9 protein-coding genes are annotated in these 12552 nt (G+C 70.0%); 2 read left to right on the top strand and 7 right to left on the bottom strand.

Going from position 1 to position 12552, the window contains the following annotated elements:
* Window positions 1–16: 16 nt before the first annotated feature.
* The 6 genes from E1266_RS05015 to E1266_RS04990 all read right to left on the bottom strand — a co-directional run bounded on the left by E1266_RS05015 (window position 17) and on the right by E1266_RS04990 (window position 7105).
* The gene (locus E1266_RS05015; protein WP_132044186.1) at window positions 17–1246 is read right to left on the bottom strand and encodes a Tm-1-like ATP-binding domain-containing protein; all 1230 of its coding nucleotides are present in this window, start codon (window positions 1244–1246) and stop codon (window positions 17–19) included.
* Window positions 1243–2139 (bottom strand): ABC transporter permease, encoded by an 897-nt coding sequence (locus E1266_RS05010; RefSeq protein ID WP_132044184.1) that lies wholly within the window; start codon window positions 2137–2139, stop codon window positions 1243–1245. The genes E1266_RS05015 and E1266_RS05010 overlap by 4 nt, the downstream gene beginning before the upstream one ends.
* Complete coding sequence (locus tag E1266_RS05005) at window positions 2132–3235, bottom strand: ABC transporter permease (protein WP_132044182.1); 1104 nt, start codon at window positions 3233–3235, stop codon at window positions 2132–2134. Before E1266_RS05005 ends, E1266_RS05010 begins: the two co-directional genes overlap by 8 nt.
* A complete protein-coding gene (locus E1266_RS05000) occupies window positions 3232–4797 on the bottom strand; it encodes an ATP-binding cassette domain-containing protein (RefSeq protein ID WP_132044180.1) in 1566 nt (521 codons plus the stop codon). The genes E1266_RS05005 and E1266_RS05000 overlap by 4 nt, the downstream gene beginning before the upstream one ends.
* Before the next feature lie 7 nt (window positions 4798–4804).
* Window positions 4805–5833 carry a BMP family ABC transporter substrate-binding protein gene (locus E1266_RS04995; protein ID WP_132044178.1) on the bottom strand — a complete coding sequence of 343 codons (1029 nt, stop codon included), beginning with the start codon at window positions 5831–5833 and terminating at the stop codon, window positions 4805–4807.
* A gap of 216 nt (window positions 5834–6049) precedes the next feature.
* Window positions 6050–7105 carry a CapA family protein gene (locus E1266_RS04990; protein WP_165965939.1) on the bottom strand — a complete coding sequence of 352 codons (1056 nt, stop codon included), beginning with the start codon at window positions 7103–7105 and terminating at the stop codon, window positions 6050–6052.
* A 329-nt stretch (window positions 7106–7434) separates the two neighbouring features.
* Here E1266_RS04990 and E1266_RS04985 point away from each other — a divergent pair, with 329 nt between their 5' ends.
* A complete protein-coding gene (locus E1266_RS04985) occupies window positions 7435–8970 on the top strand; it encodes a PLP-dependent aminotransferase family protein (RefSeq protein WP_132044174.1) in 1536 nt (511 codons plus the stop codon).
* A 476-nt stretch (window positions 8971–9446) separates the two neighbouring features.
* On the opposite strand, the gene E1266_RS04980 is transcribed toward E1266_RS04985, so the two are convergent.
* Complete coding sequence (locus tag E1266_RS04980; protein ID WP_132044172.1) at window positions 9447–10010, bottom strand: dihydrofolate reductase family protein; 564 nt, start codon at window positions 10008–10010, stop codon at window positions 9447–9449.
* A gap of 787 nt (window positions 10011–10797) precedes the next feature.
* Here E1266_RS04980 and E1266_RS04975 point away from each other — a divergent pair.
* The gene (locus E1266_RS04975; RefSeq protein WP_165965937.1) at window positions 10798–12549 is read left to right on the top strand and encodes a phospholipase D family protein; all 1752 of its coding nucleotides are present in this window, start codon (window positions 10798–10800) and stop codon (window positions 12547–12549) included.
* Window positions 12550–12552: the final 3 nt, after the last annotated feature.

Genomic DNA, 12552 nt, shown 5'->3' with positions numbered 1-12552 from the left:
CACTTATTGTGTGGCGTCAATGTACTGGTGGTGTACTGGCCAGCAGGGTCAGCAGCAGCCGCGCCGCCCGCTCGCCGAACTCCGGGGTGTTCAGCGCCGCCGGGGAACGCTCCACGGCGACGTGCGGGGCCAGCGAGTCCAGCAAGGCCCGTTCGAGCGCCGCGTCGGCCTCCGGCCAGTGGAACGCCCCGCCCGGCTCCGACAGGGCGGAGAGCCCGCCGGTCGGCAGCAGCAGCGTGACCGGCCCGCGCGCGGCCGACACCTTCGCGCCGAGCCGCTCGCCGAGCGCGGCCGCCTCCCGCGGATCGGTGCGCATCAGCGTCGCCGTGGCGTTGTGCGGGTACAGCCGCCGCTCCCGGTACGGTTCCGGTACGGTCTCGGGCGCGCCGAAGTTGACGATGTCCAGCGCCCCGGTGGACACGACCTGCGGGATCCCCCGCCGGCCCGCGGCGGCCAGCCGGTCCGGCCCCGCGCTCGCCACGCCGCCGGCCAGGTCGTCGGCCAGTTCCGTGGTGGTGAGATCGAGCACGCCGGACAGCCATCCGTCCGCGGCCAGCGACTCCAGCGTCCTGCCGCCGAGCCCGTTGGCGTGGAACACCAGCACGTCCAGGCCCCGTGCCTCCAGCGTCCGGCAGGCGCGGGACACGCCGACGGTCGTCACCCCGAACATGCTGGCGGCCACCATCGGCGTTCCGTCCCGCCCCGCGGCGGACGGGACCGGCCGGCCCAGTTGGGCTCCCAGCATCGCAACCGCCCGGTCGAGGACGAAGCGGCTCAACGTGTTGAGCCCGGCGATGTCCACGATCGAGGGGACCAGCAGCAGATCGCTGGCCCCCACGTGCGGACGGGTGTCCCCGGACGCCATCGTGGTGACGATCATCTTGGGCACGCCCAGCGGCAGCGCCCGGAAGCCGGGGGCCAGCACGCTCAGCGCTCCGGAGCCGCCCATGCCGAAGGCGGCGTCCACCTCGCCGGTGTCCCGCAGGGATCCCAGCAGGGCGGCCACCCCTTCCGCCATGGCGGCCAGGGCCTCCCCGCGAGTGGGAAGCCCGGCGATCTCGCCCACGGCACGGCCCGCCGCCCGTGCCACCTCCGCGCGGGTCACGTCGGGCCTGGTCTGCGGATCCCCTCGGACGCCCACATCGACCAGCAGTGGACGCAGGCCCGCCTCAACCAGGAGATCGCGGACGTAGGCGTACTCGGCGCCCTTGGTGTCGAGCGCCCCGGCGAGGACGACACGGCTCACAGTGTTCGCTCCATCACCAGCGTCGGTTGTTCTCCCCTGCGCCGCTTGACCACGACCGTCGCCGAGATGGCGGCGATGGTCGCCGCGTAGGGCAGCATCAGGACGAACTGCGGGGGCAGGACGTCGTTGAAGTCGAGCTGCGACTGGATGCCGAACGCCAGCGCGGACCCGAAGAACACCGCCGCGACCGACACCCCGATCGGGGCCAGCCCGCCGAGCAGGACCGCCGCGAAGGCCAGGTAGCCGCGTCCCTGCGCGATGTTGTCGGAGAAGGAACGCACCTGCGCCAGCGACAGCTCCGCGCCGGCCAGCGCGCACAGCAGCCCGCCGACCTGCAGGGACGCCATCCGGTAGAGGTCCACCGGCACCCCGGCGCTGCGCGCCGCGAACGGGTCGCTGCCGCAGGCGCTGAGCCGCAGGCCCGCCCGGGTCCGCCGGATCACCCACCAGGAGAGCCAGGTGAGCGCGAACGCCGCGAACGTCAGCACCGACAGGCCCGCGAGCGGCCCCCCGAACCCGGCCAGCGGGCGCGGGAGCCCGATGGGCGACTGGATGGCGGCCTCGGTGTCGAAGAAGGCCACCAGCGCGAAGCCCGTCGCCCCCGCGGCGCTCATCGACAGGCCGAGCCCGACGATGAGCACGTTCGCCTTGAAGCGCGTGACCAGGACCCAGAACAGCAGGGACAGCAGCAGGTTCACCACGATGGCGGCACCGACGGCCAGGAGGATGGAACCGGTGCGGATGGCCGTGGCGGTCGCCACGAACGCACCGCTGAGCAGCAGTCCCTCCAGCCCGAGGTGCAGGATGCCGCTGCGCTGGGCGAACATCCCGGCCAACGCCGCAAGCCAGATGGGGGTCGCCGCCTGCAGGCAGGTCACCACGAAGTCAACCACGAGAACTCACCACCTCCGGATCGCGGCGAGCGGGCTCACCGGGTCGATCGCCGGCGCGGGCGGCGGCTCGCGCTCGCCGGCGTTTCAGCAGGACGGGCACCGCGGACACGGTGATCCACAGCGCGACCGTCCCGTTGAGCATGTCGAGGCCCGCCTGCGGCAGGTCGCTCACGATCGGCAGGTAGATCGTGGCCGCGCGCAGCGCGCCGAAGAACACCGCGGCCAGCAGCGTCCGGATCGGGCCGAACGCGGCGACCAGCGCCACGATGACCGCCATGAAGCCGACCTGCGGTGAGAAGCCGACCCGCAGTCCGCCCGACGGGCCGAACGCCTCGACGGCGCCCGCGAGCCCGGCCGCCGCGCCGCTCAGCGCGAAGACCACCAGGCCGACCCTGGAAGCGCGGATGCCCATCCACTGCGCCATCACCGGGTTGCGGCCCACGAGGCGGATCTCCAGGCCCAGCCGCGTGCGGCCGGTCAAGATCACGGCTCCCGCCACCAGGAGGGCGCACAGGACCAGCAGCGTCGGCGAGACGCCGCTGCCGTCGCTGAGCCGGAAGCCCGCCGGCAGCGGGTCGGTGGTGGCGGCCTGGCCGGTGCCGTCGCGGCTCTTCAGGGGACCCGTGCAGACCCACTCCAGCAGCAGCACCGCGATGAAGTTCATCATCAGGCTGGTCACGACCTCGTCGGCGCCGAGGCGGGTCCGCAGCAGGCCGGGCACCAGCGACCACAACGCACCGAGTGCGATCCCGACGGCGAAGGCGCACGGGACCACGACAAGCGCCGGACCGTCCCGCCACGCCAGGCCGACCGCGAGGGAGCCGATCGCCCCGACGTACATCTGGCCCTGGGCACCGATGTTGAAGTAACCGGCCTGGAACGCGAGGCCGACCCCGAGCGCGATGATGAGCAGCGGGATGGCCCAGCGGATCGTCTGCGTCCACGCGGCCGCCGAGCCGACGCTGCCGTCGACCGTCCCCGCGACGATCGCCCCCACGTCGTAGCCGGACACGGCGAAGATCCCGACGACCAGCAGCAGCGAAGCGGCGATGACCCCGACGGGCCGGGCCGCGGCCGGCTTGGGCAGCTGTCTCACGCGCCCTCACCCCTCACCATCGCGCCGCCCACCCGGTCCATGTCGAAGGGCCGGTCGAACTCGGCCACCACCCGCCCGGCGAACATCACCAGTACGCGATGGCACACCTCGAACATCTCCTCCAGGTCCGCGCTGACGACGAGGACGGCCGCACCGGACGCCGCCGCGTCCACCAGCGCCGCCCGGACGTCCCCGGCCGCGGCGATGTCCAGCCCGCGCGTCGGATGCGCCGCGATGAGGAGCCGCACGTCACCGGTGATCTCGCGCGCCAGCACGGTCTTCTGGACGTTGCCGCCGGACAGGTTCCCGGCCGGCTGCGTCTCGCTCCGGTAGGCGACCCGCCACCGGTCCAACGCCTCCCGGCATCGTTCGCGCAGCGCCCTCGGATTCAGCAGCGGGCCGTCACCGGCGCGCCGCGGGGCGGCATGGTTCTCCCACAGCGCGCTGCTGAGACTGACCCCTTCCACGTTGCGCTCGAAGGGGATGACGCGCAGGCCGTGGTCGCGGCGGCGCCGCACCGAGGCGTTCGAGACGTCGGCGCCGCCGAGGGACACCGTCCCGCCGCGGAGCGGCGACATCCCGACGAGCGCCTCGACGAGGCTGCGCTGGCCGTTGCCCTCGACCCCGGCGACGCCCACGATCTCACCCGCGCGGATCTCCAGCGACACGTCGGTCGCGGCGGCGTCATGCGAGCCGGACCGCGCGGTCAGCCGGGCGGTGCTCAGCACCGCCGGGGCGTCCGGCGCGGGCTCCGCGACGGACGGCACCTCCTTGACCGGGGCGTCGCCGATGATGGCCCGCGACAGCTCCGCCGGCGACAGGTCGGCGATCGGCGTGGGCTCCAGGACGAGCCTGCCGGCCCGCAGCGCGGTGACGGTGTCGGCGACGGCGAACACCTCGTCCAGCTTGTGCAGCACCACGATCACGCACAGCCCCGCCGCGGCCAGTTCGCGCAGCCGGCCGAACAGCCCCCGCATCGCGGGGGGCGGCAGTACCGCCGTCGGTTCGTCCAAGATCAGCACACGCGGGTCGGAGGCGAGCGCGCGGGCGATCTCGACCGCCTGCATCGTCTCGATCGGCAGCCTGCCGATCACCGCGTCCGCGGCGACGTCGGCGCCTCCGCTCTCCAGCAGGGTCCGTGCCCTGCGGTGCAACCGGGCCTTGGAGAAGCCGCCGAAGGGACGGCTCTCATCGTTGAACAGTTCCAGCGCCTGGGCCACGGTGAAGTCCGCGGGCAGCGCGAAGTGCTGGTGCACCAGCTCGACGCCCTGCCTCCTGGACTCGGCGACGTTCCCTCCGGTGAGCAGGTGCTCTCCCACCCGGACGGTGCCGCCGGAAGGTTCGACCAGCCCGGCCAGCACGCGCGCGAAGGTCGTCTTGCCGGCGCCGTTCTGGCCGACGATAACGTGCACCTTTCCCGGGGGGAAGGTTCCGCTGACGCCGTCCAGGGCGCGGAAGTCGCCGAACCGTACCGAGACGTCCCGGCAGGCGACGGCCGCTCCAGCGCGGGACGGCGCGCCCGCCGGAGCTTGTTCCGTGTTCTCGTCAGGTGGGGCCTGCATGGCTCGCTCAGACGGGATCGGTGTTGAACGGGACGTCGATGGAGCCATCGACGATCTTCTGCTTGGTCTCGTCGACCTTCTTGAACGCCGAGTCCAGGTCCGGGGCCCCGGCTTCGGCCCGGAACTTCTTGGCACGGTCCAGGAAGGTACCGTCGTCAGCGAGCCCCGCCACGGTGCCGCCGGGCTTCCAGCTCCCGTCGTCGATGCCGCGCACCCGCTTGGCCATGGTGCCGCCATAGTGCTGCGACGCGATCGCGATCACGCTGCCGGCGGTCTGGTCGCTTTCCACGTTGTCGTAGATGACGTGGGTCTTGGCCTGGTCGGCGGCCTTCACGACGCCGACGGAGGAACCGCCCGCGTAGGCGAGCACCACATCGACCTTGTTGTTGAACATGGTCTGGGCGATCTGCTGCCCCTTCACCGGATCGCCGAAGGACCCGACGAACGCGCTCTTGAGGGCGATGTCGGCGCGGGTGGCCTTGGCTCCCGCCTCGAACGCGTGGTAGTCGGCGTACAGCGAGGGGATCGCGGTTCCGCCGATGAAGCCGATGACGCCCGTCTTCGACACGGTGGCGGCCAGCACGCCGGCCAGGTACGAGGGGCCCTGCGTGTCGAAGGAGACCGTCTGGACGTTCGGCATCTCCGGCTTGTACGGGTCGGAGTAGATGTGCACGAACTTGGTCTTGGGGAAGTCGGGCGCCACGGTCTTGAGCACCTGCGTGAAGTCCGAGAACGACACGACGATCACGGGCGTCCCCGACTGAGCCAGGTTGCGCAGCGTCGACTCGTGCGAGGAGGGGTCCGGCGCGGCGACGTGGCGGGTGGAGTAACCGGCCGCCTTCAGCGTCGCCAGTCCGGAGACCAGGTTGTCGGTCGGCCCGCCGTCCCCCGCCTTCTGCGGGGTGACCAGCGCCACCGACTTCTCGTCCGCGCCCTTCGCCTCGCCGCCGCCGCAGCCGGTGAGCGCGAGGGCCGATGCGAGGCCGGCCGCGGCGAGGAAGCGACGGCGGCTCAGCGGTCCTCTCCCGAGATTCATTACTGGCTCCGTTCTGTCGGCCCGTTCACCAACACGGTCCTTCGTCCACCGGTGCTCTCACCGGCAGGTTCCGCCGAACGTACACCCCTTGTCATCTTGGTGTCTAGAGGATGTATGCATGACAATCAGCACGCTCTAAGCAGAACACCGTGGCACGCCGTGGCGGCCGTCCGCCGTGCCCGCCCCGGCGAACACGGCGAGCACGGCGGGCGCGGCTCAGCCCGTGACGTTCACACGGGCGCCGTCGAACGACACGACCGTGCCGAGTTGCGCAGACTCGCGTGCCAGCCGATCCGCTATGCGACGGGTGTCCGCGGGGCCGGGCAGGACCGGGAGCCCATGGTCACTCGTCATGATCGGCACCAGCGACACGCGAGGCACGTCGCCGGCCAGGTCGGCGACCGTGACGAAGGCGTCCCTGCTGAACGCGTTGTAGATCGCTTCGATCTCCGGGGTGATGTTCTCCCTCGGCTGCTGGGCGACGAAGTTCCCCGGGCTGTACACGATGACCCTGTCCCGGTACACCTCCACGCCCTGTGGAGCGTGCACGTGGTGGCCGAGGACGATGTCGGCCCCAGCATCGACGAGCGCGTGCCCGAAGACCTGCTGGTACTCGGCACGCGCGCTTCCGAAGCCGAAACCCCAGTGGACCGTGACGACCAGGACGTCGACGCGTTCCCGCAGTTCCCGCACGCGGCCGATGACCCGCTCGTGGTCGGCCGGGCGCACCCGTGTGCGCACGACCGGCGGCACCCCCGGCTCCTCCAGCTGGAACTCCCCGTTCACCACCCATTCGGTGTCCACGTGCACCGGTGAAATGCCCGGCTTGGACGGCCCCGCCGCGGCTCCCAGCGGAAGCAGGCAGGACCAGGCGAGGATCCCGACGCGACGACCCGCGATCTCCAGGACGGCGGGCTCCTGGGCGGCCGCCAGATCCTCCCCCGCACCGATCGGCGTCACCCCCACCGAGCGCAACCTCCGCACGGTGTCTTGCAGGGCGTCCCAGCCGTAGTCAGAGCTGTGGTTGTTGGCGAGCGTCGCAACCCCCAGGTTGAAGGCGGCCAGTTCGTGGACGAGTTCCGGGCGCGCCCGGAAGTTGAGGAGGCGATCGGACGGATGGCCCCGGTCGGAGAACGGCAGCTCCACGCTCGACAGCACGCAAGAGGACGCCCCGAGCACCTCCTGAAGCGCTGCGAACCCGGCATCTGCGGGCATCTCGCCGAGGGACCTGGTGAGGACGATGTCCCCGGTGGCGGTCAGATGGGATTGCATGGGCGACGCCTCCTGTGCTGCGAACGGTCGCCGTACTCCCGCGCGCATCGTGGGGACGCGGTGGCGCCCGGGCCGACCGGGCAGGCGGTACGGCGGTGAGAACCGAGGTCACGGTGCCATGCTTGCATAACACCGTCAATACGTTCCGAGTACATTCACCCCGCGCACAGGCCCCTCTCGCTGCGCCAGCCGAACGAAGCGCGAGCACCGCAGGGAAAGGCCGGTAGCGCGAGAAGCCTTACGCCTACGGGCCTTCAGCGGACAGGAACCTCACTGGTGATTCGTCCTTGCAATCGTAAGTGAGTGCGTACTGGTAGAATGTGTGCGTGATGCTTGAGGTGCAACAGCGGATAGCAGCCCTGCGCAACTCGTCAGGCAACGGGCGTCCGCTCTACGAGCGGGCCGCACACGAGATGGCCCAGGCGATCCGGACGGGTGAACTGCGTCCCGGCGAGCGACTGCCGTCGGTCCGGCAGCTGGCGACCGACCTCGGCCTCAGCGTCACGACCGTGATGAGCGTCTACACCCGGCTGGGCGAACTCGGACTGGTCCACGGGGAGGCCGGCCGCGGCACGTTCATCACCGAAACCCCGGAGATCGCGCAGGCGGCACCGACTCCCCGTACGAGTGAGACCGTGCCGCCCGCCCGCGGCGGGAGTGCTTGGCGACGCCAGGTCCTCGCCCAGACCGAGGCGCGGCTGAAGCGCAGCCATCCCTCCGCACGGGACCTCACGCGCGGAGGCCCGGACCCGTCGCTGTTGCCACTGGCCGTCGTCAAGCGCGCGTACGGGGACGTCGCCGCCCGGCTGCGGGCTCAGAACCTGGAGTACCCGGCGACGCTGAGCACCGAGCCGGAACTGGCCGAGGCGCTCGTCGGACGGCTCTCCGACGACGGGATCATCGCCGAGGCGGACGACCTGCTCATCGGTGGCTCCACACAGCAGTTCCTGGCGCTGCTGGCCGGGCTGCTGCAGCGGCGCTCCCCCGGCGAAACCGTCCTGGTCGGCGTCGAGGAGCCCGGTTACCAAACCGCCATGGACACCTTGGAGTTCCACGGGCTGAACCTGGTCCCCATGCCCCTGGACGGGGCGGGGGTGACCGTCGAGGGGCTGCGCGGCGCCATCGACGCGGGTGTCTCGGCCGTGCTGTTCACACCCCGCGCGCACAGCCCGACCGGCTGCTGCTGGACAGCCGAACGCAGACGCGCTCTGGCCGACGTCCTCACCCCCCACCCCGACGTATGGGTCATCGAGGACGACCAGTTCGCCGAGGCCGCGTCGTCCCGGGCGGGCTCGCTGTACACCGATCCCAGACTGCGGGAACGCGTCGTCTACCTCCGTTCCTTCTCCAAGTCCATCGCTCCCGACCTCCGCCTTTCGGCGGCCCTCGCCAGGCAGCCGATCCGGCATCCGCTCACGCTGGCCAAGTCCTTCGCCGACGGGTGGACGTCCCAGACCTCGCAACGCGTGCTGGCGGCGGTGCTGACCGACCCCGAGATCGACGACCTCCTGGCGACGGCCCGCACGGAGTACGCGCGCCGCCGCGCCGCCGTCCGCGAGGCCATCCGGCACACCGGCGCCTCCCGGGACATCGAGCTTCTCGTCCCCGAACTCGACACCGACGGGCTGCACGTCTGGGTGACCCTGCCCGGCGGCTGCGACGCCGATCGGGTGGTCGAGGCCACGGCGCAACGGGGATTCCTGCTGGCGGCCGGACAGCCCTTCTTCCTGTCCCCCGGCAACCAGCGCCACCTGCGAATCAACGCGGGAGCACTGCCCGCCGACCGCGCCCCGCAACTCGCCGCGGCGATCTGCGAAGCCGCCGTAACCCTGATGAGCCAGCCCACCGCCCTGCTCACTCCTTAAAACCCGTCCGGCGATCCGCAAATCCGAGAGCGAAGCCGGCCAGCGCACTGGAGACTTGACACCGCACGCGCTAAGTAGTTCTTACACGGCGCAGCGTGCCGAGTTATGGGAACCGCAATCCGCTAATCGGCTCGCTCGTGGGTGACCTAGGTTTTCGCAGGTCAGTGCAGCACTCAGACGTTGTGACCTAGAAGGCGGAAGGTCGACGGTTCGCCCCTGTACATGCGGCACGCGTGCGGCTACGGCCGGTCGACGACGACGACGACGCCGACGCCGACGCCGACGAGAAGCACAGCGCGGATGAAGGTCGCTAACGCGAGGGTTAACGGCAACTCTGGCCGGGGCTGGACGAGTGTGGAACACGAGGACGTCCGGGAGAACTGCCTAGCAGGTCAGCAGACGAGTGTGGACGACTGTGGACTGCAGCGCCGGGGGGTTTGGGTGGTCTGGAGCGCGGGTGGTTCGAGGGCGGGGGGTTAGCGCTTGGTTTCGTATCTGGTCAGGAGTACGCCGCCGGGGAAGGTCCGGGTTTCCGTGAGGGTGAGGTTCACCCAGTTGTCCAGGGCCGGGAAGAAGGGAGTGCCGCCGCCCACCAGGACCGGGTGGGTGACGATCGCGTACTCGTCGATCAGGCCGGCCCGCATGGCCGCTGCGGCGAGTGTGGGGCCGCCGATGTCCATGGGGCCGCCGTCCTCGGCTTTGAGGCGGGTGATCTCGGCGACCGCGTCGCCGGTGACCAGGCGGGCGTTCCAGTCGACCGTGCTGATCTTGGAGGAGAACACCGCCTTGGGCATGTCCCGCCAGCGGCGGGCGTACTCCTTGTGCGCCGGGGTGGCTCCGGGCTGCTGGTCGGCGGTCGGCCAGTGGGAACTCATCGTCTCCCACAGTCTGCGTCCGTACAGCGCCAGGCCGGTCGCCGCCACTCGGTCCGACCAGAACTGGAACAGTTCGTCGCTCGGCACGCTCCAGCCGAGGTCGTCGCCGGGCGCGGCGGTGTAGCCGTCCAGGCTCAGGCTCATTCCGAAGGTCAGTTTCCGCATGGCGTCAGCCTCCTGCGAGTCGGTACTAGTCGGTATTCGGCGTACTGACCAGCACGGCGCGGAGAAATCATCGGTCAGCGCACGCCGAGGGGACGCCCGTGTACGGAAGGGAGCCCCGTACGCGGCGTCCGGCGCCAGGATGCTTGGCCGGCGGCACTGATATGGCCCCGGTTACGGCGAAGGTTGTCCGGCTCGATGGGTCTCTCGAGGCGGGTTCGGAGGAGGACGAGACGTAGGCCGGCCAGTCCGGCCCGTGCAAGGCTCTGGTTCAGCTTCCACCGCAGGCATGACGACGCAGGCGGGAAGATCCAGCGGGGTGTGGCTGTGGTCGGGTGTGAGCGTCGCGCTGGTGCGCTGAGGGCTACGGCTGGTCGGGTGGCTAAGCGGCGCTTTGGCCTCCATCGCCCTGGATCGGCTGGCCGCCCTGTCCGAGGACGTGCCCGCCGGTCATCGGGCGCTGCATCCACGTTCGGCCCGAGTGTCGCGCAAGCGGAGATCGCGGTGGGCGGACGGCCTTGCGGTCAATTGATCCTTTCGTAGCGGGCGATGTGACCGTCTCGCGCTCGTACGGGGGACGAGTGCCCGTTCTGCGCCGCCCAGATTTTCCGATATGGGCTGCACTCGACATGGAAAGCGCATTCTGGTTGAACGGCGCGTCAGGTGGCTGTCCAGAATCGGTCAGTGCTCGGCGTTAGGTGTTACCTCGTCGTCCATGGCGGATGGGTGTATTGCGGCCTTAGCGTCAAGGTCGGTCCTTGGCAGAAGGCCCGGAGAAGGGGGCACGGGGATGGATCCCACGACGAAAGCGCAGGATCTGGTCGGCAAATATCTGGCCCGCGAGACGGACCGGGGTAAATGGAGCGATGGCGAGCGCGCGCCGCAGCAGGCGTTCGTCAGCGAACTTTCCGGTAACGCCGTCGACTACTACATCAACGGGACGGCGTACTTCAATGCGCTGGACGCCGAGATCGAAGCCCTGCTCACGTCGAAGGCGAAGGGCCGGTACCTGTACTTGTCCGCTTGGTGGCTCGGCCTGGCCAAGCTCTCGGCCGATACCGAGATCCAGCCGCTCGGGGAGTTCGGCACCACCCTGGTCCAGAACTTCCCCTTCCTGAAGGACCTGACCAAGCCGACGAAGATCGGCCAGGACTTTCCCGCGCTGACGCTTCCGAGTGGCAAGTTGCTGGCCAGGCGACTGGAGGATCTGTACCACTCCGGTGCCGACGTACGGATCCTCGCCTGGGTGTCGCCGTTCGCGGCCAGGTTCCCGATTCCTCAGCTTGACGGTATCCGCCCGCTGAACGTGCATACGCTGCTCAGCGTCGCGGAGATGCGCAGCCGGTTCGGGGAGCAGGGGGCCGGAAATGTGATGGTCAACCTGGCCGCGCACCCGATGGGCGCGACGCACTGCAAGCTGGTGGTGGCCGGGGATCACAAGTCCACTCGCGCCTTCACGGGCGGCATAGACCCGGTGATCAACCGGATGGACCTGTCCTGGCACGATCTAGCGGTGCGGGTCACGGGGCCCTCCGCGGCCGCGATCCATCGGTTCTTCCAGCAATTGTGGGCAGAGAACATCAAGCGTCCGGCCGAGAGCTTTGTGATCGACGGGCTGGCGATCGAATCGCGGCTCAAGACGGCCGTGAAGATCCCCGATCCGCCGGAGCCGCCGCAGGGTGATGGGCACGGATCGTATGTCCAGGTGCTCCGGACCGTCCCGCAGATGCGGTTCTCCGCGTCCGGTCCCGAGTGGCTGTACGAGAAGAACTCAGCGATACGGGCCCTCATCACCGCGGGTGCCGGCTTCAGGAAGGAACCGATCAGTTTCGCGCCCGAAGGAATCTTCGAATTCAAGGTCGCGCTGGAGAAGGCGATCAGCCGGGCGGAGAAGTACATCTTCATCGCGGACCAGGCCTTCAGCAGCCAGGAGATCATGGGCTGGATCAACGCCCGGCTGCTGGCGAAGCCGGATCTCAAGGTGATCCTGCTGCACGGCGGCGATCCCGCCGATCCGCCGAGCGGGGATCTGGCCGAAGCGGTCAACAACCACCTGATCCCGCACGTGCCGCCGCTTCTCCTGGGCAGTTCCAGTGGCCTGGACGGCCTGGAGTTCTACGGCTGGACCGACACCACCGTGCACTGCAAGGTGACGATCATCGATGACGTCTTCTGCATCGTGGGGTCGGCCAACGCGATGCGGCGCAGCCTCTACACCGACACCGAACTGTCCGTGGCGATCCTGGACGCCGTCGGTACCGGCGTCGTCCGCAACCTGCGCCGCGACCTGTGGGCCAAGTACTGCGGGATGTCTCTGCCCTCGGAAATGCCGCTCGTCAGCGTCCCGCAGACGGGCTATGACGAGCTCCTCGACATCGACAAGGCGCTGTCCCTGTGGTGTTCGGGTTGGGGCGGCGGGCTCCCGCCGGGGACGAAACTGCTGCCTAAGATCAAGGGCTTCTCACTGCCGATGGCCGCGACTACCGCCTACTCCCAGAAGCTCCATGACCAGCAGGACGCCGACTCCCGAAAGACCTTCTGAGGA

This window comes from Actinomadura sp. 7K534 (assembly GCF_004348575.1).
GTDB classification, from domain to species: Bacteria; Actinomycetota; Actinomycetes; order Streptosporangiales; family Streptosporangiaceae; genus Spirillospora; species Spirillospora livida.
This window is presented reverse-complemented; position numbering and strand designations above follow the sequence as displayed.